The sequence below is a fragment of the Rothia kristinae genome (assembly GCF_016028855.1).
Taxonomy (GTDB): domain Bacteria; phylum Actinomycetota; class Actinomycetes; order Actinomycetales; family Micrococcaceae; genus Rothia; species Rothia kristinae.
In genome coordinates, this window is record NZ_CP065738.1 from 1,687,095 (window position 1) to 1,711,107 (window position 24,013).

A 24,013-nucleotide genomic window follows, 5' to 3' on the forward strand; every position below is an offset into this window, starting at 1 on the left:
GGTCCCGACGGCCTCGTCCCCGCCCTCACCCGTCGCCTCGGCGGCGGGCGTCTCCCATCAACTTAGCCTCCCGATCTGCTCGGCGGGCCGATCCGAAAGGCCCTCCATGACCGAGAAGCAGCAGCAGGAGCCCCAGCAGAAGCAGCAGAGGAAGAGCTCCGGCGGGGCCGCGATCTTCGCGGCCCTGGCGGCCAACCTCGGCATCGCGGTGCTGAAGTTCGCCGCCTACCTACTGACCCGATCCTCATCGATGCTCGCCGAGTCCATCCACTCCGTGGCCGACACCGGCAACCAGTTCCTCCTCCTGCTGGGCGGGCGGGCGGCACGCAAGGCCCCCGACGCCGAGCACCCCTTCGGGCACGGGCAGAACCGCTACATCTACGCCTTCGTGGTCTCGATCGTCATGTTCTCCCTCGGCGGGCTGTTCTCCCTCTACGAGGCCTGGGAGAAGTGGGCCGAGCCGCACCCCATCGAGGACTGGGCGTGGGTGCCCGTCGTCGTGCTGGTCGGCTCGATCCTCATGGAGGGCCGCTCCCTGCTCACCGCCCTGCGCCAGGCGCGGGGGACCAAGGGGCAGCGCAGCTGGCTGGAGTACGTGCGCGGGGCCAAGGCCCCGGAGCTGCCGGTCGTGATGCTCGAGGACTCCGCGGCCGTGACCGGCCTGCTCTTCGCCCTGTTCGGCATCACCATGACGCTGATCACCGGAGACGGCCGCTGGGATGCCGCCGGATCCGGGGCGATCGGGGTGCTGCTGGTGGCCGTGGCGGTGTTCCTCGCGGTGGAGATGAAGTCCCTGCTGCTCGGGGAGTCCGCCAGCGCCTCCACCCTCGAGACGATCCGCCGGGCCGTGGACGCCGAGGAGCACATCGGGCTGATCCACCTCAAGACCATGCACCTGGCCCCCGAGCAGATCCTGGTGGCCGCCAAGATCTCCGTGGCCCGCCAGGAGACGGCCGCCCAGCTGGTGGCCGAGATCAACGCGACCGAGCGGCGCATCCGCGAGGCCGTCCCGGCCGCCCAGCTGATCTACCTGGAGCCGGACCTGTACCGGGAGGACTACGTCTCCGAGATCCCGCCGCAGCCCGAGCAGGACGAGGCCTGAGCCGGCGGGGGACCGCCCGATCCGCGCGCGGGCCCGGCCCCGCCCCGTGTCCCGCGATCCTCTAGACTGGGTCTGCCGCCCGCGCGGGAAGCAGCCCCGACGGGCCCGAGCGCGCCGCACGCCACGACGCGTCCCGGTGCGCCGTGGACCGCGACGTCGGCGGCAGCGCACGACCCGCGACCCAGGAGAAGACCCGTCCATGACTGAGAACCCGTCCTCGCCCGCGGGCGATGCCGCCGCGGCCCGCCAGGTGCTGGCCGACATCGGCGCCGCCTACGCGGCGGATCCGGAGAGCGCCCCGCAGCGCGTGCGGGAGGCCTTCGACGCCGAGCTGGCCGAGGCCCTGCGCGCCGTGCGCGAGCAGACCCCGGACTTCGAGACGCTGAAGGCCGTGCGGCTGCGCTACACCGGCGAGGGCTCCGGCACCGATCTGGTCAACCGGCAGATGCGCTCGCTGGAGCCGGGGCAGAAGAAGGAGATCGGGAAGCTGCTGGGCCAGACCCGCGGCCGCATCACCCAGGCCGTGGCCGCCCGCGAAGCGGAGCTCGAGGCCGAGCACGCCGAGCGGATCCTCGTGGAGGAGGCCGTGGACGTGACCGCCTCCTCCGGCCGACGCCGCATGGGCGCCCGCCACGCCGTGTCCCTGCTGCAGGAGCGGGTCGGCGACGTGTTCGTGGCGATGGGCTGGGAGGTCGAGGACGGCCCCGAGGTGGAATCCGAGTGGTTCAACTTCGACGCCCTGAACTTCCAGCCGGACCACCCGGCCCGGGAGCTGCAGGACACCTTCTTCCTGGAGCCGGCCTCCGCCCACCGGGTGCTGCGCACCCACACCTCCCCGGTGCAGATGCGGGCCATGCAGCGTCGCCAGCCGCCCCTGTACATCGTGTGCCCCGGGCGGGTCTACCGCACCGACGAGCTCGACGCGACCCACACCCCCGTCTTCCACCAGCTCGAAGGTCTGGCCGTGGACCGGGGCCTGACCATGGCGGATCTGAAGGGCACCCTGGAGCACTTCGCCCGCCGGATGTTCGGCGAGCAGGCGCGCATCCGCCTGCGCCCCAACTACTTCCCGTTCACCGAGCCCTCCGCCGAGATGGACGTGTGGCACCCGCAGGCCAAGGGCGGGCCCCGGTGGATCGAATGGGGCGGCTGCGGCATGGTGCACCCCAACGTGCTGCGCGCCGCCGGCATCGACCCGCAGACCCACTCCGGCTTCGCCTTCGGGATGGGCATCGAGCGGACCCTGATGTTCCGCAACGGGGTCCCGGACATGCACGACATGATCGAGGGCGATATCCGCTTCAGTTCAACCTTCGGGATGGAGATCTAGACCCATGCGAATTCCGCTGTCCTGGCTGCGCGAGCACGCCCCCCTGCCGGAGGGCGCCACCGCCGAGTACGTCCTGGAGACGCTGGTGCGGGTCGGCTTCGAGGAGGAGGCCGTGCACCGGCCCCTGGACCACATCACCGGGCCCGTCGTCGTCGGGCAGGTGCTGTCCATGGAGCCGGAGACCCACTCCAACGGCAAGACCGTCAACTGGTGCCAGGTGCGCGTGGTCCCCGAGGGCCGCGAGCAGACCCTGGAGGGCAAGGGCATCGAGGCCTCCGGGATCCAGGGCATCGTGTGCGGGGCCCACAACTTCTCCGTGGGGGACAAGGTCGTGGTGACCCTGCCCGGGGCCGTGCTGCCCGGGGACTTCCGGATCTCCCCGCGCAAGACCTACGGCCACGTCTCCGCAGGGATGATCGCCTCCGCCCGGGAGCTGGGTCTGTCCGATGAGCACGAGGGGATCATCGTCCTCGGTGAGCTCGGCCTGGACCCCGAACCAGGTCAGGACGCCCTGGAGCTGCTGGGACTGACCGATGAGGCCGCGGAGATCAACGTGACCCCGGACCGCGGCTACGCGTTCTCCGTGCGCGGGGTGGCCCGGGAGTACTGCCTGGCCGTGGACGCCCCCTTCGCCGACCCGGCCGGGCCCCTGGCCGAGCGGGCGCCGGCGGACAACGGGGAGGGCTACGTCGTGGACCTGCGCGACGACGCCCCCATCCACGACCGTCCGGGCTGCACCCGCTTCGTCGCCCGCACCGTGCGGGATCTGGACCCCACCCGGGCGACCCCGCCGTGGCTGGCCGCCCGTCTGCGCCTGGCCGGGATCCGCTCGATCTCCCTGCCCGTGGACATCTCCAACTACGTCATGCTGGAGCTGGGCCAGCCCCTGCACTTCTACGACGCCGAGAAGATCGCCGGACCCCTCCACGTCCGCCGGGCCCGCCCGGGGGAGACCCTGCAGACTCTCGACGGGAAGAACCGCGAGCTGCACCCGGAGGACCTGATCATCGCCGACACCGACGAGGCCATCGGCCTGGCCGGGGTCATGGGCGGAGCCAAGACCGAGGTCACCGGGCAGACCCGCCACGTGCTGATCGAGGCGGCGCGCTTCGAGGAGGTCTCGATCGCCCGCACCCGGCGTCGGCACCGGCTGCCCTCGGAGGCCTCCAAGCGCTTCGAGCGCGGGGTGGACCCCCAGGTGGCCGCCGCGGCCGCCCAGCGGGCCGTGGAGCTGCTGGAGGAGCTGTCCGGCGCCCGGGCCGAGGACGGGGTCACCGACGTCGGCACCGCCGTCGAACCCCGCCAGATCACCCTGCCGGTGGGCTACGCCGCGGCGCGGGTCGGGGTGGACTACACCCCAGAGCAGATCCTCGAGGTGCTCGAGCGCATCGGCTGCACCGTGCACCGCGGGGGCGACGTCTGGCAGGTCGCCGTGCCCTCCTGGCGCCCGGACCTGACGGCCGAGGAGGACCTCGCCGAGGAGATCGCCCGCGTCGTCGGCTACGAGCAGATCCCCTCCCGCCTGCCCGCCGCCCCCGCCGGGCGCGGGTGGACCCCGGAGCAGGCCGGGCGACGCCGGGTGCTGGACGCGTTCGCTGCCGCCGGTCTGGTGGAGGTCGCGGCCTACCCGTTCGTCTCCGCCGAGGAGGACACCCTCTACTGCGTGCCCGAGGCCCCGGCCGAGGGGACCGTGGAGCACGTGCGCCTGGCCAACCCGATCAGCGACGCCCAGGGCTGGCTGCAGCGCTCGCTGCTGCCGGGACTGACCGAGGTGCTGCGGCGCAACCGCTCCCGCGGCTTCCGGGACCTGGCCCTGTACCAGGCCGCCACCGTGTTCCTGCCCGGGCAGGCGCTGGGGGAGACCCCGCTGCCCGCCGGCGGGGCGCGGCCGGACGCGCAGGTGCTGGAGCAGCTGGAGGCCGGGCTGCCGGTCCAGCCGAAGCACCTGGCCGCGGTGTTCTGCGGGCATGACGCCCCGGAGGGGCCCGGCATCACCCCGCGGGTCCACGACTGGCAGGACGCCCTGGATGCGGCCCGGCTGGCCGCCGATGTGCTCGGCGTGGCGCTGCGGGTGGCCCAGGGCCGCCACCAGGCCTTCCACCCCGGGCGCACCGCCCGGCTGGAGGACGCCGAGGGGCGCCTGCTCGGCTGGGCCGGGGAGCTGCACCCCCAGGTGTGCCGGGATCGGGATCTGCCGGAGCGCACCTGCGCGATGGAGCTGGATCTGACCGCGCTGCTGGGCGGCGTCGGCGCCCCGGTCCAGGCGGGCCCGGTCTCCCCGTACCCGCCGGTCACCCAGGACGTCGCCCTGATCGTCGACGCCGACCTGCCGGCAGCACAGCTGCTGGAGACCCTGCGGGAGGGTGCCGGCGAGCTGCTGGAATCCGCCCGGGTCTTCGACGAGTACCGCGGGGAGTCCATCGGCGAGGACCGGAAGTCCGTGGCCTGCGCGCTGGTCTTCCGCGCCCCGGACCGGACCCTGACCAACGAGGAGGCCGGGCGCGAGCGGGAGGCCGCCGTCGCCCTGGCCGAGCGGCGCCACGGCGCCGTCCTGCGCGGCTGAGACCGTGGGCACCGACAGCGAGGAAGGGTGGGGACGAGGATGAGCGAGACGTTCTTCGGCTTCGATGAGGACGACGAGTTCGGGGCGCCCGCGCGGCGGCACCGCTCCCCGTGGCGGTGGATCACCGCGGCGATCGTGCTGGTCGCGCTGGTCGGGTGCGGCCTGCTGTGCCTGGCGGGGGTGCGCACCGTGGAGGACGCCCGTCAGAACCAGGAGTGGGTCGGGCGGTCCTGGGTGATCCAGGGGCAGTACGCCACGATGACCCAGGACCTGCAGACCACCTCGCACAACGCGGTCTACACCGGCACCCTGCCCTCCTCGATCGACCAGCACTACGACAAGTACTACGGCGGGATCGCGGACCCGAAGAAGGTCCAGGCCGGGGGCCAGATCCAGTTCCGCGGCACCCAGACCGGGGCCCAGCGGGAGGACTTCCCGGAGATTGTGGACGCCCTGCTGGTCAACGACGACGGGACGCTCACGGTGGAGCGGACCACCCCGGCGGGGGAGATGTCCCCGATCACCGAGGACGGGATCCGCGCCCAGCAGCGCCACGGCTGGCTGCTGGTCGGCGGCGGGGTGCTGGTCCTGGCCCTGGGTGCCGCCGGCACGGTCTACGGGGTGCGCCGGATGCGTCGCGACGAGGACTGACCCGACCGACCCGCACCGACCCTGGGCCGGTGGCAGGCGGACGATGCGACGATGCCCCGCTCGCACACCCCGTAAAAAGGGGGGGTCGCGAGCGGGGCATCGTCGCATCCGGCGGCCGCCGCTTACGGGATCAGCAGCACCTTGCCGCGCGAGCGCCGGTCCTCCAGGTGCCGGTGGGCCTCGGCGGCCTCGGCCAGGGGGAACGTGGTGTCCAGGGTCGGGCGCAGGACCCCGGCCTCGGCCAGGTCGAAGACCTCACCCAGGCGGGCCTGCAGCTCCTCCCGATCCTGCAGGTACGCCCCGATCGAGGGGCGGGTGACGTACAGGGACCCCAGGGCGTTGAGCCGCTGCAGGTCGAAGGGCGGCACCTGGCCGCTGGCCCCGCCGTAGAGCACGGCCGTGCCGCGCGGGCGCAGCGCCTGCACGGACTGATCGAAGGTGTCCTTCCCCACGGAGTCGTAGACGACGTCGGCCCCGCGCCCACCGGTCAGCTCCCGGACCCGCTCGGCGAAACCCTCGTAGCCCAGCACGTGATCCGCCCCGTGCTCCCGAGCGATCCGGCGCTTCTCATCGGTGGAGGCGGTGGCGATCACCTCGGCGCCGAGGTGCTTGAGCAGCTGGATCAGCAGCCCGCCGACCCCGCCGGCCCCGGCCAGCACCACGGCCGTCTGGTCCTGCTGGACCGGCACGGTGGAGCGGGACAGGTACTGCGCCGTGATGCCCTGCAGCGGCAGGCAGGCCGCGGTGCGCGGGTCCAGGTGCTCCGGCACGGCCACGATCTTCTGCGCATCCGCGACGAACCGCTCGGCGTAGGTCCCGGAGGCCTGGCAGGTGGCCACCCGGGCCCCGACCCGCAGCCCCAGGGCCTCCAGGTCGACGTCGGGCCCGGCCGCCTCGATCAGCCCGACCGCCTCCGCGCCCGGGACGAAGGGCAGCTCCACCGAGTACACCCCGGAGCGCTGGTAGGTCTCGATGAAGTTCACCCCGGTGGCCTCGGTGCGCACCAGCACCTGGCCCTGCCCTGGCTGGGGGATCTCGCGGGTCTGCGTCGTCAGGGCCTCCGGGCCTCCGGTCTGCTCGACGACGATGGCCGTCATCTGCCCGGCCGCGCTCGCCTCCTGCGGCCGCCTCTCCTGCTGTGCCATGCCCTGCTCCTCACCGGCCGGGGCCCTGCGGGTGCCCGGCCTCGCGGTTCTCGGTCCTCACCCATCGTAGGCCCGGGGCGGATCGCAGGGAGGGGGACGCCCTCACCCGATGCATAAATATTTAGGCCAATGCATAAATCTGCGGTAGGGTGGGCCCATGACATACACCGCAGCGGTCTCCGGGGCCACCGGATACGCCGGGGGAGAGGTCCTGCGCCTGCTCGCCGGGCATCCCGAGATCGAGGTCACCACGCTGGCCGCCGGGGCCAGCGCCGGCTCCTCCTTCGGCGCGCTCGCCCCTCACCTGCCCCGCTACGCCCACCTCACCGTGCAGGAGACCACCCCCGAGGTGCTCTCCGGCCACGACATCGTCTTCCTGGCCCTGCCCCACGGAGCCAGCGCGCAGGTGGCCGCGGCCCTGCCGGAGGAGACGGTCGTCGTGGACGCCGGGGCGGATCACCGCCTCGAGGACCCCGCCGACTGGGCGCGCTTCTACGGCACCGAGCACGCCGGGCACTGGCCCTACGGCCTGCCCGAGCTGCTCACCGGCCCCGGAACCGGTGAGGCGAAGGCCCCCCGGCAGCGCGAGACCCTGCGCACCGCGCGCCGCATCGCCGTGCCCGGCTGCTACCCGACGGCCGTGCAGCTGGCCCTGGCCCCCGGCCTGGCCGCCGGGGTGGTGCAGCCGCAGGACCTCGTGGTCGTGGCCGCCTCCGGGACCTCCGGGGCCGGGAAGTCCGCGAAGCCGCATCTGCTGGGCAGCGAGGTCATGGGGTCGATGTCCCCGTACGGGGTCGGCGGCATCCACCGCCACGTCCCGGAGATCCGCCAGGGCTTATCCCGGGCCGCCGGAGCCGAGGTGAGCCTGAGCTTCACCCCGACGCTGGCGCCGATGCCCCGGGGGATCCTCGCCACCGCCACGGCCCGGCTGAGCCCCGGGGTCGGCCCGGCCGCCGTGCGCGCGGCGTGGGAGGCCGCCTACGCCGAGGAGCCCTTCGTGCACCTGCTGCCAGAAGGACTCTGGCCGGCCACGCAGAACGTGCAGGGCGCCAACTCCGCTCAGCTGCAGCTGGCCGTGGACGAAGCCGCCGGGCGGGTGGTCGTCGTCTGCGCGATCGACAACCTCGTCAAGGGCACCGCCGGCGGTGCCATCCAATCCGTGAACCTCGCCCTCGGTCTGCCGGAGACCACCGGGCTGCCTCAGGAAGGACTCGCCCCGTGAGCATCCCCGACCACTCCGATCTGCCCGTCGATCGCTGCGCCGGCTTGGAGACCGTCGCGGGGCTGGCCTGCACCGGGACCACCGCCGGGCTGAAGGCCAGCGGTGCCCCGGACCTGGCGCTGGTGCGCGTGCTCGGACCCGAGCACACGGCCGCGGCCGTGTTCACCCGCAACCGCTTCGCCGCCGCGCCTGTGCTGTGGTCCCGGGAAGTGGTCTCGGACGGGCGGGCCGACGCCGTCGTGCTCAACTCCGGCGGGGCCAACGCCTGCACCGGGCCCGAGGGCTTCGCCGCCGCCCACCGCACCGCCGAGGCCGCGGCCGAGCACCTGGGCATCGCCGCCGGGGACGTCCTGGTCTGCTCCACCGGGCTGATCGGGGAGCAGCTGCCCCTGGAGAAGCTGCTGGCCGGCCTGGAGCGGGCCTGCGGGGACCTGGCCTCGGACGAGGCCCACGCCCGCGCCGCGGCCCGGGCCATCATGACCACCGACACCGTGCCCAAGCAGGCGGCCCTCACGCTCACGACCGAGCAGGGCGAGGTCCACCTGGCCGGGATCGCCAAGGGTGCGGGCATGCTCGCGCCCGGACTGGCCACGATGCTCGTGGTCCTGGCCACGGACGCCTCCCTGGATCCGGAGCGGGCCGAGACCGCGCTGCGCACCGCCGCCTCGCTGAGCTTCGACCGGGCCGATTCCGACGGCTGCATGTCCACCAACGACACCGTGACCCTGCTGGCCTCCGGGGCCAGCGGGATCGCCCCCGACCCCGAGGAGTTCGCCCGCGGGCTCACGGCCCTGTGCGAGGACCTCGCGCTGCAGCTGATCGGCGACGCCGAGGGCGCCAGCCACGACGTGCACGTGCGCACCGTGGGCGCGGCGAGCGAGGCCCAGGCCCTGGAGGTCTCCCGGGCCGTGGCCCGCTCCAACCTCGTGAAGACCGCGATCTTCGGCAATGACCCCAACTGGGGGCGGATCCTCTCCGAGGTCGGCACCACCGCCGCCGAGTACGAGCCCGAGCACGTGGACGTGAGCATCAACGGGGTCATGGTCTGCCGGGCCGGGATGATCGGGCAGGACCGCTCCCTGGTGGACCTGGCCGGGGACCGGAGGGTGGTCATCGAGATCGACCTGGCGGCCGGCCCGGAATCCGCGGTGATCTGGACCAACGACCTCACCCACGACTACGTCGAGGAGAACTCGGCCTACTCCAGCTGAGCACCCTTCGCATCCACCCTGACGAGGAGCCCCATGGCCCAGACCAGCCCCAGCACCCGCTACGAGACCGCCCAGCTGAAGGCGCAGACCCTGATGGAGGCGCTGCCCTGGATGCAGCGCTACGCCGGATCCATCATGGTCTTCAAATACGGCGGCAACGCCATGGTCGACGAGTCCCTGCGCGCGGCCTTCGCCGCGGACATGGTCTTCCTGCGCGCGGTGGGCATCCGCCCCGTCGTCGTGCACGGCGGCGGCCCCCAGATCACCGCGATGCTCGAGCGTCTGGAGATCCCCAGCGAGTTCCGCGGGGGCCTGCGCTACACCACCCCGGAGGCCATGGAGGTGGTGCGCATGGTGCTGACCGGGCAGGTGGCCCGGGAGCTGGTGGGGCTGATCAACGCCCACGGCCCGCACGCGGTGGGCATGTCCGGGGAGGACGGCGGCCTGCTGCGCGCCCGGCGCATCACCACCGTGGTGGACGGGCAGGAGACGGACCTGGGCCTGGTCGGAGAGGTCGTCGGGGTCAACACCACCGCGATCCTGTCCATGATCGAGGCCGGCAAGATCCCGGTGATCTCCTCGATCGCCCCGGAGATCATGGGCGAGCGGGCGCTGGATCGGGGCCTGCCGCAGGACACCCTCACCGGCGAGGTGCTCAACGTCAACGCCGACACCGCCGCGGCCGCGGTGGCCGCGGCGATCGGGGCCGCCAAGCTCGTGGTGCTCACCGACGTCGAAGGGCTCTACGCGGACTGGCCGAACCGGGATTCGCTGATCAGCTCCCTGAGCACCGAGGAGCTGCGCGAGCTGCTGCCCGGGCTGGACGCCGGGATGATCCCCAAGATGGGCGCCTGCCTGGGAGCCGTGGAGAACGGGGTGCCCACCGCCGCCGTCGTGGACGGGCGCCGGGCCCACTCCCCGCTGCTGGAGATCTTCACCGACTCCGGCATCGGCACCCAGGTCACCGGCCCCGCCCCCGAACCCAAGCCCCTGGCCGATTTCGTGGTGATCGACCCGCTGCGCACCCACGAAACCCCCGCGGCCCCGCCCGCCGAGACCGCACCCCACGGAAGGACAGCATGAGCCAGCCCGCCGATTATCTGGACGCCTACCGGAAGGACCTGCTCGACGTGTTCGGGCAGCCCGCGCTGGTGCTCACCGAGGGCTCCGGCTGCGAGGTCACCGACGCCGCCGGGCGCACCTACCTGGATCTGATGGCCGGGATCGCGGTCAACAGCCTCGGCTACGCCCACCCCGCCTGGGCCGACGCCGTCGCGGCCCAGGCCCACCGCCTCCAGCACGTCTCGAACTTCTTCACCACCCCGCAGCAGATCGAGCTGGCCCGCACCCTCCTGGAGATCGCCGACGCCCCGGCCGGCTCCCGCGTCTTCTTCGCCAATTCCGGGACCGAGGCGAATGAGGCGGCCCTGAAGGCCGTGCGCGCCCACGGCAACGCCCGCGAGCCCCGGGCCCGCCGGATCCTGGCCCTGGAGCACGCCTTCCACGGGCGCACCGCGGGGGCCCTGGCGGCCACCTGGAAGCCGGCCTACCGGGAGCCCTTCGAGCCGCTGCCCGGCGGGGTCCAGTTCATCCCCCCGACGGCGCAGGCCCTGGAGGAGGCGATGGGCGATGATGTCGCCGGGGTGATCCTGGAGCCCATCCAGGGCGAGGCCGGGGTGCACCCGCTGCCGGAGGAGCTGCTGCTGGCCGCCCGCCGGCTGACCCGCGAGCACGGCGCGCTGCTGGTGGTGGACGAGGTGCAGACCGGGATGGGCCGGACCGGGCTGTGGCTGGAGTCCCTGCGCGTGCTCGGGGACCCGGGGCAGCGCCCGGACCTGATCACCCTGGCCAAGGGCCTGGGCGGGGGCTTCCCCATCGGGGCGATGCTCGCCCTGACCCCCGAGGCCACCGGTGCCCTGGCCCCGGGCAGCCACGGCACGACCTTCGGGGGCAACCCCCTGGCCACCGCCGCCGGGCTGGCCACGATCCGGGCCCTGCGCGACGAGGACCTGCTGACCCGCGCCCGCGAGGTCGGAGCGCACCTGCGCGAGGGCCTGGCCGCGACCCCGGGCATCGGCGCGGTGCGCGGGCGGGGCCTGCTGATCGGGGCTGACCTGACTGCGCCCGACGACGAGCGGGCCGCCCCCGCCGGGCCCGACGTCGTCGCCGCGGCCCGGCGCGCCGGATTCATCATCAACGCCACCGGCCCGAACACCCTGCGCCTGGCCCCGCCGCTGGTGCTCACCGCAGACCAGGCCCGCACCTTCCTGGACGCGCTGCCCGGCATCCTCGCCGACGCCGCCACCGCCGACTGACCCGACCGAACCGCCGACCGACCGCATCCCGGCCCGGACCCTCAGAGCCCGGGCCGGCGAAGGAGCCCCATGATCCGCCACTTCCTCACCGACCTGGACCTCACCCCGGCCGAGCAGTCCGAGGTTCTGGACCTCGCCGCGCGCATGAAGGCCGACCCGTACGCCCGCCGGCCCTATGCGGGCCCGCAGACCGTCGCGGTGCTGTTCGACAAGACCTCCACCCGTACCCGGGTCTCCTTCCACGCCGGGATCGCCGCCCTGGGCGGGAACCCCCTGGTGATCAACCCGGGGGAGTCCCAGCTGGGGCACAAGGAATCCGTCGCGGACACCGTGCGGGTGCTGACCCGCATGGTCTCCACCATCGTGTGGCGCACCTACGCCCAGTCCGGGCTGGAGGAGATGGCCCGTCACGCCACGGTCCCGGTGGTCAACGCGCTGTCCGATGACTGGCACCCCTGCCAGATCCTCGCGGATCTGCTCACCGTGCGGGAGCGCTTCGGGGCGGATCTGACCGGGCGGACCCTGGCCTACGTCGGGGACTGCGGCAACAACATGGCGGCCTCCTACGCCGCCGGCGGAGTCACGGCCGGGATGCACGTGCGCCTGGCCGGGCCGGCCTCCCACCAGCTGCCCACCGCGGTGCTCGACGCCGCCCGGGCGCGGGCCGAGGCCACCGGCGGGTCCGTGCTGCTCACGGAGGACCCGGCCGAGGCCGCCGACGGGGCCGACGTCGTCGTGACCGACACGTGGGTGTCCATGGGCCAGGAGGAGGAGAAGGCGGAGCGTCTGGAGGTCTTCGCGGACTACCGGGTGGATGAGGATCTGATGTCCCGCGCGGGGCGGGAGGCGGTGTTCCTGCACTGCCTGCCCGCGTATCGGGGCATGGAGGTCACCGAGGGCGTGATCGACGGGCCGCGCTCGGCGGTGTGGGATGAGGCGGAGAACCGCCTGCACGCGCAGAAGGCGCTGCTGACCTGGCTGATGGTCCGCTCGGGGCTGGCCGGGGAGGAGCTGCTGCGATGAGCGGGATCCCGGCGACGAAGACGGCCAGGCAGGCCCGCATCGTCGAGGTGCTGGAGCAGCGCTCGATCCGCTCGCAGTCGGAGCTGGCGCGGGTGCTGGCCGCGGACGGGCTGAAGGCCACCCAGGCGACGCTGTCCCGGGATCTGGTGGAGATCGGCGCGCAGCGCCTGCGCGGGCCGGACGGGGTGCTGGTCTACGCGGTGGCCGGCACCGAGCAGCCGCGCGGCCAGGAGCCGCCCCAGCGGCTAGCGGGGCTGTTCAAGGATCTGCTGATCACCGCCGAGGCCAGCGCCAACATCGTGCTGCTGCGCACCCCGGCCGGGGCCGCCCAGTTCCTGGCCTCGGCCCTGGATCAGACGGCGATCCCCGAGGCGATGGGCACGATCGCCGGGGACGACACGGTCATGGTCATCACCCGGGATCCCCAGGGCGGGGCGGCGCTGGCGCAGCGCTTCCTCGAGTGGTCGCAGACGCCGGCGAGCTGAGCCGGCGCCTCGCCCGGTCCGCGCACGGGCCGGCCCCGCACGGGGGTGGGAGGGCTGGCTCGGCCGCGGCTCAGGCGCCGCCGCGGTGCTCGGCCAGCAGGCGGGTCATGCCGGGCAGGCCGAAGAAGGCGGCCACGGCCTCCGGGCTCTGGTGGCCCTGGCTCGCGTCGGCGCCGGCCTCCAGCAGCATCCGGGCGATCGGCTCGTGGTTGCGGAACACGGCGCAGACCAGGGCGGTCTGACCGCGGTCGTTGAGCCGGTCCGCATCGGCCCCGCGCTCCAGCAGCAGGCGCACCACCTCGGGCTGCTGCCGGTAGGCGGCCAGGATCAGCAGGGTGTCGCCGTTGGCGTTGGTCAGGTTCACCGGGATCCCCTGCTCCAGCACGGCCGCCAGCTGTTCGGTCCGGCCGTCCCGGGCGAGGTCGAAGACCTGGTTCAGGGCCTCCAGCTCCCGGTCGGACAGCGGGGCGGCGCCGTCCGGGGTCTGCGGCTCGGCGTGCGGATTCTGCTCGGCGGACATGGGCGGGCTCCTTCGCGGTGGACGATGCACGGTGACGATGCCCCAACGTAGTACACTCGGGGTGGGAGCGGGACGGAGGAGGGCCGGGACGCCGGGCCGACACGCCGGGCGGGGTCTCGGGTGGGGCGGGATCGGCGCGAACGTGGTTGGATGAGATCGGACACACCGTCGTGGCCGGCCCGGGCCGCGGGTCGGCCCGCTGCCTCGGAGGACCCATCATGAACACCCTCGCACCCACCCGCCGCACCCTCGTGAAGGGGGCCGCGTGGTCCCTCCCGGTCCTCGCGGCGGCCTCCGCCGTCCCGGCCCTGGCCGTCAGCTGCCACCCCGTGGAATCCCGGTGGTACCTGAAGTCCCGGATCGTGTACACGGACGACAACTATTCGAACGTCAACTTCGACAACCTGGTCACCTACGACTCCACCCCTCCGGGGGAGGCCTCGATCCAGCACTGGGTCTCGGGTGAGACCCTGAACTGGCGGATCCCGCTGGGCTTCCCGCAGGGCCTGGAGGACGGTGCCGTGGTCACCATCCCCTTCGATCCCTCTTGGACCACCCCGACCACCCCCACCTCCTACAGCCTCGCGGGTTTCAAGAAGTTCGGGGCCGCGCATCCGGATGATTTCACCCAGGAGCTGCCCCCGGCCACGGTCGTCGAGAACGCCGATTCCTTCACCATCACCTTCCACGGTCAGGTGCCGGCCGGCTCCGCCGGCGGATATCAGTTCACCGCCAAGGCCGTGGGGGGCACGGCCGCGGTCCGCCGCGGGGACACCTACACCTGCCAGGCCACGGTGACCTTCACCCCGGTCACGTGCGACGCCCCGGGCGCCTGACCCCGGAGTGCATAAATAAACGAATATCTGTATAGTCATTCATGACGATGCGCGGCGCGGGCCCAGCGGGTCCGCGCCGCGCCACACCGCGAGGAAGGCGAGAGACATGACGGATCGGGTAGTGCTGGCGTACTCCGGAGGACTGGACACCTCCGTGGCCATCGGCTGGATCGGCGAGGCCACGGGCGCGGAGGTCATCGCCGTGGCCGTGGACGTCGGACAGGGCGGGGAGGATCTGGAGACCGTCCGGCAGCGCGCCCTGGACTGCGGGGCCGTGGAGGCCTACGTCGCCGACGCCCGCGAGGAGTTCGCCGCCGGGTACTGCATGCCCGCCCTGCAGGCCAACGCCCTGTACATGGACGCCTACCCGCTGGTCTCGGCAGTCTCCCGGCCCGTCATCGTCAAGCACCTGGTGGCCGCCGCCCAGCAGTTCGGCGCCACCACCGTGGCCCACGGCTGCACCGGCAAGGGCAACGACCAGGTGCGCTTCGAGGTCGGCATCCAGACCCTCGGCCCGGACCTGCAGTGCATCGCCCCCGTGCGGGACCTGGCCCTGACCCGGGAGAAGGCCATCGCCTACGCCGAGGCCAACGGCCTGCCGATCATCACCACCAAGAAGAACCCGTTCTCCATCGACCAGAACGTGTGGGGCCGGGCCGTGGAGACCGGCTACCTCGAGGACATCTGGAACGGACCCACCAAGGACGTCTACGACTACACCGACGACCCGGGCTTCCCGCCGGCCCCGGACGAGGTCGTCATCACCTTCGAGCAGGGCGTGCCCACCGCGATCGACGGGCAGGCCGTGACCCCGCTGGAGGCCATCCAGATCATGAACCAGCGGGCCGGCGCCCAGGGCGTGGGCCGGATCGACATCGTCGAGGACCGGCTGGTGGGCATCAAGTCCCGCGAGATCTACGAGGCCCCCGGCGCGATGGCCCTGATCGCCGCGCACCGGGAGCTGGAGAACGTGACCCTGGAGCGGGAGCAGGCCCGGTTCAAGAAGACCGTGGGCCAGCGCTGGACCGAGCTGGTCTACGACGGCCAGTGGTTCTCCCCGCTGAAGAAGTCCCTGGACGCCTTCATCGCCGACACCCAGCAGATGGTCTCTGGGGACATCCGGATGCAGCTGCACGGCGGGAAGGCCACCGTGACCGGGCGGCGCTCCGAGACCTCCCTGTACGACTTCAACCTGGCCACCTACGACGAGGGCGACTCCTTCGACCAGTCCCAGGCCAAGGGCTTCATCGAGCTGTTCGGGATGTCCTCCAAGGTCGCCTCCGCCCGGGACCAGCGGCTGGGGCTGTGATGGCCGAGCACGCCAAGCACGGCACCAACGACGGCGCCCTGTGGGGCGGGCGCTTCGCCGGCGGCCCGGCGGACGCGCTCGCGGCCCTGTCCAAGTCCACCCAGTTCGACTGGCGCCTGGCCCCGTACGACATCGCCGGCTCCCGTGCCCACGCCCGGGTGCTGCACGCCCGCGAGCTGCTCACCGACGCCGAGCTGGACGGGATGCTCGCGGCCCTGGACGAACTCGAGGCCGACGTGCGCTCCGGGGCCTACGCGCCGGCCCCGGGCGATGAGGACGTGCACGGGGCGCTGGAGAAGGGCCTGATCGAGCGGGCCGGGCCCGCCCTGGGCGGCAAGCTGCGCGCGGGGCGCTCGCGCAACGACCAGATCGCCACCCTGGGGCGGATGTACCTGCGCGACCACGCCGGGATCATCGCCCGGGAGGTGCTCGGCGTCGTCGACGCCCTGATCGGGCAGGCCGAGGCCCACCCGTACGCGCCGATGCCGGGACGCACGCACCTGCAGCACGCCCAGCCGGTGCTGCTCAGCCACCACCTGCTGGCCCACGCCTGGGCCCTGTCCCGGGACCTGCAGCGCTTCCTCGACTGGGATGCCCGGGCCGCGGTCTCCCCGTACGGCTCGGGGGCCCTGGCTGGGTCCTCCCTGGGGCTGGACCCCAACGCCGTCGCCGCCGAGCTGGGCTTCGACTCCGCCACCTGGAACTCCATCGACGGGACCGCCGGGCGGGACGTGTACGCGGAGTTCTCCTGGATCACCGCGATGATCGCGGTGGACCTGTCCCGGATCAGCGAGGAGATCATCCTCTGGGCCACCAAGGAGTTCTCCTTCGTGACCCTGGACGACGCCTTCTCCACGGGCTCCTCGATCATGCCGCAGAAGAAGAACCCGGACATCGCGGAGCTGGCCCGCGGCAAGGCCGGGCGCCTGATCGGGGACCACGCGGGCCTGCTGGCCACCCTCAAGGCCCTGCCGCTGGCGTACAACCGGGACCTGCAGGAGGACAAGGAGCCGATCTTCGACGCGATCGATCAGCTCGAGGTCCTGCTGCCGGCGGTCTCCGGGATGATCGCCACCCTCACGGTGCACGAAGCTCGGCTGGCCGAGCTGGCCCCGCAGGGCTTCGCCCTGGCCACCGACGTCGCCGAGTGGCTGGTGCGCCAGGGGGTGCCGTTCCGCGACGCCCACGAGATCGCCGGCGAGGCCGTGCGCGTGTGCGAGGAGCAGGACTGCGAGCTGTGGGACCTCACGGACGCGGATTTCGCTGAGATCTCCGAGCACCTGACCCCCGGCGTGCGCGAGGTGCTCACCGTGCGCGGCTCCCTGGAGTCCCGCTCCTCCCAGGGCGGCACCGCCCCCTCCGCGGTGGCCGATCAGCTGCGGGCCCTGCGCGAGCAGCTGGCACCCGCCCGGGATTTCGCCGCCCGCGAGCAGCGGATCTCCTGACCCCCTCCCCGCGGCCGAAGGGCCCGGCTCCCGGATCCCCCGGGGCCGGGCCCTTCCCGCGCCCCCTCGCCGCGGCGTCGGCTCCCGCCGCACCCGGCCGGTGGCGTAGCCTGTGGTGTGCCCTCTCCCCGCCGGGGAGCCCCGTCACCGGAAGACTGAAGCGCCGCCCATGCACGATGCCCACTCCACCGCCGCCCGCCTCATCGCCGACACCTGCGCCCTGATCCCGGACTACCCGAAGCCGGGCATCCTCTTCCGCGATCTCACCCCCGTCTTCGCCGACGGCCGGGCCTTCCGCACCGTCGTGGACGCGATGGTGGAGCGCTTCGAGGGCACCTTCGACGCCGTGGCCGGGGTCGAGGCCCGCGGCTTCCTGCTGGCCTCGGCGGCGGCCTACGCCGCGGGCGTGGGGGTCGTGCCGGTGCGCAAGCAGGGCAAGCTGCCCCGGGAGACCTACGCCGAGGACTACGACCTCGAATACGGCTCCGCGACCCTGGAGATCCACCGGGACGACCTGCCCGACGGGGCGCGGGTGCTGATCCTGGACGACATCCTGGCCACCGGAGGGACGCTGGCGGCCGCGGTGCGCCTGGTGCGCCGGGCCGGGTACCGGGTGGCCGGCGTCGGGGTGGCCATGGAGCTGGACGGGCTCGGCGGGCGCGAGGCGCTGGTCGGCGCATCGGCGCTGACCCGCACCGAGGGCGCCCCGGAGCCCCTGCCCGCCGACGCCGTGCGAGCCCTGTACACCGTCTGATCCCCGCGCCCACCCCGGTCTTCTCTGAACAGGAGCGTGCCCGTTTCCATGACCCAGCACCCCGCTTCCGCCCCTCGCGACGCCGTCGAGGCCGACTCGGAGGTCAGCGCCCCGCCGCAGGACGACGCCGAGGCGCCCGCCTCCGAGCAGGCCTCGGAATCCGAGCAGGCCGCCTGGCGCCGCCAGCTGGAGGCCGCCCTGAGGGAGGAGGGGGCGTACGTGGATCGGCTCTACGCCCGCCTGGACGAGGTCCGCGAGGAGACCGCGGCCAAGCTGGCCGGGGTGCGGCGGGCCGGAGCCGCCGGATCGCACCAGAACCGCTCGGAGCGCGACGCCTACGCGACCCATTACGAGGACCGGCTGGCCCAGCTGGAGGCGGTGGATCACCGCCTGGTCTTCGGGCGCCTGGATCTGGAGGACCGCACGCGCCGCTACGTCGGGCGGATCGGGCTGACCGACGCCGAGCACGGCCGGCTGCTGGTGGACTGGCGGGCCCCCGAGGCCGGGACCTTCTACCAGGCCACCGCCTTCGACCGCCAGGGCGTGGCCCGGCGTCGCCACCTGATCCTGGAGGGGCGCACCCTGCGCGGCATCGAGGACGACGTGCTGGACCCGAGCTTCCTGGACGACGCCGAGGCGCTGCACGGGGAGGGGGCGCTGCTGGCGGCCCTGAACCGGCGGCGCACCGGGCGCATGGGGGACATCGTGGCGACCATCCAGGCGGAGCAGGACCGCATCATCCGCGCCCCGCTGCCCGGGGTGCGCGTCGTGCAGGGGGGGCCGGGCACCGGCAAGACCGCGGTGGCCCTGCACCGGGCGGCCTACCTGCTGTACACCCACCGGGAGCGGCTGGGGAAGTCCGGGGTCCTCGTCGTTGGGCCCTCCACCTCGTTCCTGTGGTACATCGAGCGGGTCCTGCCCTCCCTGGGGGAGACCGGTGTGGTCATGTCCTCGCTGGCGGACCTGTTCCCCGGGGAGCACGGGGTACCGGAGCGGGATCCCGAGGTCGCCCGGATCAAGGGATCGCTGCAGATGGCCGAGGTCATCCGCCGGGCCGTGCGCGACCGGCAGAAGGTCCCGACCCAGACCCAGCGGCTCACCGTGGGCTCGGCGGTCGTGGAGCTGACCCCGCAGCAGGTGCGCTCGGCCCGGGAGCGGGCCCGGGCCACAGGCAAGCCCCACAACCAGGCGCGGGAGACCTTCGTGAAGATCCTGGTGCGGGAGCTGGCCGAGAAGCTGCAGGAGCAGCTGACCCGGGAGACCGGCAACGACGTCGCCCGCGACTGGCTGCCCGAGGATGTGCGCACCTCCCGGGATGTGCGGGTCGCGCTGAACCTGGCCTGGCTGCCGCTGAGCCCGCAGACCCTGCTGCGCGACCTGTTCGCCAAGCCCCGCTACCTGGACTCGGCCGCCCGGGCGCTGGACCCGGCCCAGCGTCAGCTGCTGCGCCGGGAGGCCTCGGCCCCGTTCACCGAGGCCGACGCCCCGCTGCTGGACGAGGCCGCGGAGCTGCTCGGGGACTTCGAGGCGGCGGTCGGCACGGCCGCGGCCCGGGCGGCCGCCCAGCGCAGCGCGGACCTGGAGAACGCGGCCAAGGCCATCGAGAACGTGGAGGAGTCCCTGGCCGATGTCGGGGCCGACGGGGTGGTCACCGCCCAGATGCTCGCTGACCTCAACGCGGTGGGCCCGGCGCGGATGAGCGCGGCGGAGGCCGCGACGGCCGACCGCACCTGGGCCTACGGGCACGTGGTGGTCGATGAGGCCCAGGAGCTCTCCCCGATGCAGTGGCGGCTGCTGATGCGCCGGTGCCCCATGAAGTCCTTCACGGTGGTCGGGGATATCGCCCAGGCCTCGGCACCGGCGGCCGCGCACAGCTGGGCCGAGGCCCTCGAGCCCTTCGTGGGGGAGCGCTTCACCCTGGAGGAGCTGACCGTCAACTACCGCACCCCCGCGCAGATCGCCCGTGCGGCGGTCGAGGTCGCCCGGGCCTCGGGGCTGGAGGTCTCCGCGCCGCGGGCCGTGCGCGAGGGGCGGTGGGCGCCGCAGCTGGTGCGCACCGGGGACGTCCCGGCCGGCGTCGTCGAGGCCGTGGCCCGGGACCTGGAGCTGGTGCCCGGCGGACTCGTGGGCGTGGTGGCCGCACCCGAGCAGCACGACGCGGTGGCCGCGGCCGTGGTGGAGGCCTTCGGCGCGCGCAGCGGCACCGGCGGTGGGGCCCGGCAGCGCCAGATCCTGGTGCTCAGCCCGTGGGAGGCCAAGGGCCTGGAGTTCGACGCCGTCGTGATCGCCGAGCCGAACGCCCTGGTGCAGGCGGCCGAGGGTCGGCTGGGGGACCTGTACGTGGCGATGACCCGCCCGACCCAGCGGCTCACCCTGGTCTCCTCCGGGCCGATGCCGGCGGGCCTGGACTGAGACCGCTGGCTGCGCGCGGGCCCGATGGTACCGTGTGTGCCGTGACGACTAACGCGAACATCGACGCCGTGCAGGGTCTGGACGAGCAGGCCAACGACCCCACCTTCCAGAACATCTGGCAGGAATTCCAGTGGCGGGGGCTCGTGCACGTGAGCACGGACCCCCAGGCCCTGGAGAAGGCCCTGACGGAGGACACCCTCACGTACTACATCGGCTTCGATCCGACCGCGGCCTCCCTGCACCTGGGGCATCTCGTGCAGCTGCTGAACATGCGCCGGCTGCAGCTGGCCGGGCACCGGCCCCTGGGGCTGGTCGGCGGCTCGACGGGGCTGATCGGGGACCCGAGGCAGACCTCCGAGCGGGTGCTGAACTCCCGGGAGGTCGTGGCCCAGTGGGTGGAGTCCCTGCGCGGGCAGATCCAGCGCTTCCTGTCCTTCGAGGGGGACAACGCCGCGCGGATGGTCAACAACCTGGACTGGACGGCGGGGCTGTCCGCCCTGGACTTCCTGCGCGACATCGGCAAGAGCTTCCGCGTGGGCACCATGATCAAGAAGGAGATCGTCGCCAAGCGGCTGAACTCCGAGGAGGGCATCTCCTACACCGAGTTCAGCTACCAGATCCTGCAGGGCATGGACTTCCTGGAGCTGTACCGGCAGTACGGGTGCACCCTGCAGCTGGGCGGCTCCGACCAGTGGGGCAACCTCACCTCCGGCACCGAGCTGATCCGCAAGGTGGAGGGCGAGCACGTCCACGCGATGGGCAGCCCGCTGATCACCAACTCGGACGGCACCAAGTTCGGCAAGTCCGAGGGCAACGCCATCTGGCTGGATCCCGAGCTGACCACGCCGTACGCCTTCTACCAGTTCTGGCTGAACACCGCCGACGCCGACGTCGTGGACCGGCTCAAGGTCTTCACCTTCCGCACCCGCGCCGAGATCGAGGAGCTGGCGCGGCTGACGGAGGAGGAGCCCTTCCGCCGGCAGGCTCAGAAGACGCTGGCCTATGACGTGTGCTCCCTGGTGCACGGATCCGAGGCCACGGACAAGGTCATCGCGGCGTCGGAGGCCCTGTTCGGCCGCGGCGACATCGCGGCGCTGGACGAGCCGACGCTGGTGGCGGCCACCGCCGAGCTGCCCCACGCACAGGTGCCGGCGGGGCGGCTCCCGCAGGTGGCGGACCTGCTGCTGGCCACGCAGCTGGCCTCCTCCAAGTCCGAGGCCCGCCGGTTCCTGCGCGAGGGCGCGGTGTCGGTGAACGGGGCCAAGGCCGCGGGGGAGGACGCCGTCGTGGCCGACGAGGACCTGCTGCACGGGCGCTACCTGGTGCTGCGCCGGGGCAAGAAGAACATGGCCCTGGTGACCGTGCAGGACTAGCCCGACGCCTGGGGCCGCAGGCTGTGACCGAGGACATCTCATTCCGGCTTGCGTGCCCTGGTAGAGGTCTGTAAAGTCTTACAGGTCGCCGCGAGGCGGGCCGGTCCTGACCGGCCGGATCATCACCGAGGATCCGCAGGTTTGCGGGATGGTGTGAGGGTCTGGTACGGTGGACAGGTTGCCGCCGATCGAGACGGTGACGTTTTTTCGAGAGACCGATGGTCGTCTCTGGTTCCGAGTGTTCGGGGCTGGTGGTGGCTGTGTGGTTCGTTGTTTGAGAACTCAATAGTGTGCTTTGTTCACTCTGATGGTGCATACCAAGTATTTTTTGTGAATGACTGTGGTCATCATGCAGAGTGTTGGTGCAGCGTGGAGGCCACCCCGTGGCTGGTGATGCGCTGTGCTGTTCATTTATTTTGATGAGTCCAGTGTTCATGCTTTTTGTTTTTCAACGGAGAGTTTGATCCTGGCTCAGGACGAACGCTGGCGGCGTGCTTAACACATGCAAGTCGAACGCTGAAGCCTGGTGCTTGCACCGGGTGGATGAGTGGCGAACGGGTGAGTAATACGTGAGTGACCTGCCTTTGACTCTGGGATAAGCCTGGGAAACTGGGTCTAATACCGGATGCGACTACTGCCCGCATGGGCTGGTGGTGGAAAGGGTTATGTACTGGTCTTAGATGGGCTCACGGCCTATCAGCTGGTTGGTGGGGTAATGGCCTACCAAGGCGACGACGGGTAGCCGGCCTGAGAGGGTGACCGGCCACACTGGGACTGAGACACGGCCCAGACTCCTACGGGAGGCAGCAGTGGGGAATATTGCACAATGGGCGCAAGCCTGATGCAGCGACGCCGCGTGAGGGATGACGGCCTTCGGGTTGTAAACCTCTTTCAGCAGGGAAGAAGCGGAAGTGACGGTACCTGCAGAAGAAGCGCCGGCTAACTACGTGCCAGCAGCCGCGGTAATACGTAGGGCGCAAGCGTTGTCCGGAATTATTGGGCGTAAAGAGCTCGTAGGCGGCTTGTCGCGTCTGCTGTGAAAGCCCGGGGCTTAACTCCGGGTGTGCAGTGGGTACGGGCAGGCTAGAGTGCAGTAGGGGTAACTGGAATTCCTGGTGTAGCGGTGAAATGCGCAGATATCAGGAGGAACACCGATGGCGAAGGCAGGTTACTGGGCTGTTACTGACGCTGAGGAGCGAAAGCATGGGGAGCGAACAGGATTAGATACCCTGGTAGTCCATGCCGTAAACGTTGGGCACTAGGTGTGGGGGACATTCCACGTTTTCCGCGCCGTAGCTAACGCATTAAGTGCCCCGCCTGGGGAGTACGGCCGCAAGGCTAAAACTCAAAGGAATTGACGGGGGCCCGCACAAGCGGCGGAGCATGCGGATTAATTCGATGCAACGCGAAGAACCTTACCAAGGCTTGACATACACCGGATCGTTCCAGAGATGGTTCTTCCCTTTTGGGCTGGTGTACAGGTGGTGCATGGTTGTCGTCAGCTCGTGTCGTGAGATGTTGGGTTAAGTCCCGCAACGAGCGCAACCCTCGTTCTATGTTGCCAGCACGTGATGGTGGGGACTCATAGGAGACTGCCGGGGTCAACTCGGAGGAAGGTGGGGATGACGTCAAATCATCATGCCCCTTATGTCTTGGGCTTCACGCATGCTACAATGGCCGGTACAATGGGTTGCGATACTGTGAGGTGGAGCTAATCCCAAAAAGCCGGTCTCAGTTCGGATTGGGGTCTGCAACTCGACCCCATGAAGTCGGAGTCGCTAGTAATCGCAGATCAGCAACGCTGCGGTGAATACGTTCCCGGGCCTTGTACACACCGCCCGTCAAGTCACGAAAGTTGGTAACACCCGAAGCCGATGGCCTAACCCTTGTGGAGGGAGTCGTCGAAGGTGGGACTGGCGATTGGGACTAAGTCGTAACAAGGTAGCCGTACCGGAAGGTGCGGCTGGATCACCTCCTTTCTAAGGAGCTCAACTTTGGTTGGCCCTGTTCGTGCCCGAGTGTGGTGCGTGGGGTTTGCTCATGGGTGGAATGTGCGCCTGTTCTTGTCATGCTGCCGGCTTGTGTGGCTGGTGGTGTGGTGAGTGGAGTGGATGGAGCATGCTGTTGGGTTTTGAGGCAATGAGCTTCTGACCCGTGCTGGTGATGGGTTTCCTGTTGCTGGTGTGGGTTGGGGTGGTTGTCTTGGGTTTGCCTGGCTGCTGCTGGTGCTATGCGTTGTGTGTGGTGTTGGTGGTGGTGTGGGTTGTTGTTTGAGAACTATATAGTGGACGCGAGCATCAATTTTATTCTGGTATGC

At 71.6% G+C, this 24,013-nt stretch carries 18 protein-coding genes and 1 rRNA gene; 17 read left to right on the forward strand and 2 right to left on the reverse strand.

The features are described 5' to 3' along the window. Positions 1-106: 106 nt before the first annotated feature. From I6G21_RS07455 to I6G21_RS07470, 4 genes are all read left to right on the forward strand, one after another. The gene (locus I6G21_RS07455) at positions 107-1,102 is read left to right on the forward strand and encodes a cation diffusion facilitator family transporter (protein WP_075515354.1); all 996 of its coding nucleotides are present in this window, start codon (positions 107-109) and stop codon (positions 1,100-1,102) included. 199 nt (positions 1,103-1,301) lie between these two features. After that, positions 1,302-2,432 (forward strand): phenylalanine--tRNA ligase subunit alpha, encoded by a 1,131-nt coding sequence (gene pheS, locus I6G21_RS07460; protein ID WP_129357881.1) that lies wholly within the window; start codon positions 1,302-1,304, stop codon positions 2,430-2,432. A gap of 4 nt (positions 2,433-2,436) precedes the next feature. Beyond that, a complete protein-coding gene (gene pheT / locus I6G21_RS07465; protein WP_129357882.1) occupies positions 2,437-4,995 on the forward strand; it encodes a phenylalanine--tRNA ligase subunit beta in 2,559 nt (852 codons plus the stop codon). Between the two features lie 39 nt (positions 4,996-5,034). Then, complete coding sequence (locus I6G21_RS07470) at positions 5,035-5,646, forward strand: hypothetical protein (RefSeq protein ID WP_129357883.1); 612 nt, start codon at positions 5,035-5,037, stop codon at positions 5,644-5,646. A gap of 122 nt (positions 5,647-5,768) precedes the next feature. Here I6G21_RS07470 and I6G21_RS07475 read toward each other — a convergent pair whose 3' ends face one another. Next, a complete protein-coding gene (locus I6G21_RS07475; RefSeq protein ID WP_232238425.1) occupies positions 5,769-6,791 on the reverse strand; it encodes a quinone oxidoreductase family protein in 1,023 nt (340 codons plus the stop codon). A gap of 157 nt (positions 6,792-6,948) precedes the next feature. On the opposite strand from I6G21_RS07475, the gene argC reads away from it, so the two are divergent. The 6 genes from argC (at position 6,949) to I6G21_RS07505 (ending at position 13,047) form a co-directional block, all read left to right on the forward strand. After that, on the forward strand, positions 6,949-8,013 hold the full coding sequence (argC, locus tag I6G21_RS07480) for an N-acetyl-gamma-glutamyl-phosphate reductase (RefSeq protein ID WP_061225903.1): 1,065 nt from the start codon (positions 6,949-6,951) through the stop codon (positions 8,011-8,013). A gap of 2 nt (positions 8,014-8,015) precedes the next feature. Next, positions 8,016-9,224 carry a bifunctional glutamate N-acetyltransferase/amino-acid acetyltransferase ArgJ gene (argJ, locus tag I6G21_RS07485; RefSeq protein ID WP_404434939.1) on the forward strand — a complete coding sequence of 403 codons (1,209 nt, stop codon included), beginning with the start codon at positions 8,016-8,018 and terminating at the stop codon, positions 9,222-9,224. 33 nt (positions 9,225-9,257) lie between these two features. Next, on the forward strand, positions 9,258-10,307 hold the full coding sequence (gene argB / locus I6G21_RS07490) for an acetylglutamate kinase (protein WP_129357884.1): 1,050 nt from the start codon (positions 9,258-9,260) through the stop codon (positions 10,305-10,307). Next, complete coding sequence (locus I6G21_RS07495; protein WP_129357885.1) at positions 10,304-11,539, forward strand: acetylornithine transaminase; 1,236 nt, start codon at positions 10,304-10,306, stop codon at positions 11,537-11,539. The genes argB and I6G21_RS07495 overlap by 4 nt, the downstream gene beginning before the upstream one ends. A gap of 69 nt (positions 11,540-11,608) precedes the next feature. Further along, positions 11,609-12,562, forward strand: coding sequence for an ornithine carbamoyltransferase (argF, locus tag I6G21_RS07500; RefSeq protein ID WP_129357886.1), 954 nt, complete (start codon positions 11,609-11,611; stop codon positions 12,560-12,562). Then, positions 12,559-13,047, forward strand: a complete 489-nt coding sequence (locus I6G21_RS07505) for an arginine repressor (protein ID WP_058731526.1) — start codon at positions 12,559-12,561, stop codon at positions 13,045-13,047. Before argF ends, I6G21_RS07505 begins: the two co-directional genes overlap by 4 nt. A 70-nt stretch (positions 13,048-13,117) precedes the next feature. Here the strand turns inward: I6G21_RS07505 and I6G21_RS07510 are convergent, their stop codons facing one another. After that, entirely contained in the window at positions 13,118-13,567 is a 450-nt protein-coding gene (locus tag I6G21_RS07510) for an ankyrin repeat domain-containing protein (RefSeq protein ID WP_129357887.1), read from the reverse strand. 218 nt (positions 13,568-13,785) lie between these two features. Here I6G21_RS07510 and I6G21_RS07515 point away from each other — a divergent pair, with 218 nt between their 5' ends. The 7 genes from I6G21_RS07515 (at position 13,786) to I6G21_RS07550 (ending at position 23,675) form a co-directional block, all read left to right on the forward strand. Beyond that, positions 13,786-14,403, forward strand: a complete 618-nt coding sequence (locus I6G21_RS07515) for a hypothetical protein (RefSeq protein WP_058731794.1) — start codon at positions 13,786-13,788, stop codon at positions 14,401-14,403. 106 nt (positions 14,404-14,509) lie between these two features. Further along, positions 14,510-15,712: an argininosuccinate synthase gene (locus I6G21_RS07520; RefSeq protein WP_061225899.1), complete on the forward strand. Its 1,203-nt coding sequence runs from the start codon at positions 14,510-14,512 to the stop codon at positions 15,710-15,712. Continuing rightward, entirely contained in the window at positions 15,712-17,157 is a 1,446-nt protein-coding gene (gene argH, locus I6G21_RS07525) for an argininosuccinate lyase (RefSeq protein WP_058743496.1), read from the forward strand. The genes I6G21_RS07520 and argH overlap by 1 nt, the downstream gene beginning before the upstream one ends. A 169-nt stretch (positions 17,158-17,326) precedes the next feature. Continuing rightward, positions 17,327-17,911 (forward strand): adenine phosphoribosyltransferase, encoded by a 585-nt coding sequence (locus tag I6G21_RS07530; protein ID WP_129357888.1) that lies wholly within the window; start codon positions 17,327-17,329, stop codon positions 17,909-17,911. Between the two features lie 48 nt (positions 17,912-17,959). Then, positions 17,960-20,323: a HelD family protein gene (locus I6G21_RS07535; RefSeq protein WP_129357889.1), complete on the forward strand. Its 2,364-nt coding sequence runs from the start codon at positions 17,960-17,962 to the stop codon at positions 20,321-20,323. Positions 20,324-20,382: 59 nt separating this feature from the next. After that, positions 20,383-21,696, forward strand: coding sequence for a tyrosine--tRNA ligase (tyrS, locus tag I6G21_RS07540; RefSeq protein WP_404434938.1), 1,314 nt, complete (start codon positions 20,383-20,385; stop codon positions 21,694-21,696). 448 nt (positions 21,697-22,144) lie between these two features. Beyond that, positions 22,145-23,675: ribosomal RNA gene (locus tag I6G21_RS07550) — 16S ribosomal RNA — on the forward strand. The last annotated feature ends 338 nt before the right edge of the window (positions 23,676-24,013 follow it).

Bases quoted from the DNA above. Each gene is read 5' to 3' on its own strand.
- I6G21_RS07470 (WP_129357883.1), top strand. From the start codon at position 5,035: ATGAGCGAGACGTTCTTCGGCTTCGATGAGGACGACGAGTTCGGGGCG.
- I6G21_RS07510 (WP_129357887.1), bottom strand. From the start codon at position 13,567: ATGTCCGCCGAGCAGAATCCGCACGCCGAGCCGCAGACCCCGGACGGC.
- I6G21_RS07520 (WP_061225899.1), top strand. From the start codon at position 14,510: ATGACGGATCGGGTAGTGCTGGCGTACTCCGGAGGACTGGACACCTCC.
- I6G21_RS07475 (WP_232238425.1), bottom strand. From the start codon at position 6,791: ATGGCACAGCAGGAGAGGCGGCCGCAGGAGGCGAGCGCGGCCGGGCAG.
- argC (WP_061225903.1), top strand. From the start codon at position 6,949: ATGACATACACCGCAGCGGTCTCCGGGGCCACCGGATACGCCGGGGGA.
- argF (WP_129357886.1), top strand. From the start codon at position 11,609: ATGATCCGCCACTTCCTCACCGACCTGGACCTCACCCCGGCCGAGCAG.
- argH (WP_058743496.1), top strand. From the start codon at position 15,712: ATGGCCGAGCACGCCAAGCACGGCACCAACGACGGCGCCCTGTGGGGC.
- I6G21_RS07535 (WP_129357889.1), top strand. From the start codon at position 17,960: ATGACCCAGCACCCCGCTTCCGCCCCTCGCGACGCCGTCGAGGCCGAC.
- I6G21_RS07530 (WP_129357888.1), top strand. From the start codon at position 17,327: ATGCACGATGCCCACTCCACCGCCGCCCGCCTCATCGCCGACACCTGC.
- I6G21_RS07505 (WP_058731526.1), top strand. From the start codon at position 12,559: ATGAGCGGGATCCCGGCGACGAAGACGGCCAGGCAGGCCCGCATCGTC.
- I6G21_RS07515 (WP_058731794.1), top strand. From the start codon at position 13,786: ATGAACACCCTCGCACCCACCCGCCGCACCCTCGTGAAGGGGGCCGCG.
- argB (WP_129357884.1), top strand. From the start codon at position 9,258: ATGGCCCAGACCAGCCCCAGCACCCGCTACGAGACCGCCCAGCTGAAG.
- pheT (WP_129357882.1), top strand. From the start codon at position 2,437: ATGCGAATTCCGCTGTCCTGGCTGCGCGAGCACGCCCCCCTGCCGGAG.
- I6G21_RS07455 (WP_075515354.1), top strand. From the start codon at position 107: ATGACCGAGAAGCAGCAGCAGGAGCCCCAGCAGAAGCAGCAGAGGAAG.
- pheS (WP_129357881.1), top strand. From the start codon at position 1,302: ATGACTGAGAACCCGTCCTCGCCCGCGGGCGATGCCGCCGCGGCCCGC.
- I6G21_RS07495 (WP_129357885.1), top strand. From the start codon at position 10,304: ATGAGCCAGCCCGCCGATTATCTGGACGCCTACCGGAAGGACCTGCTC.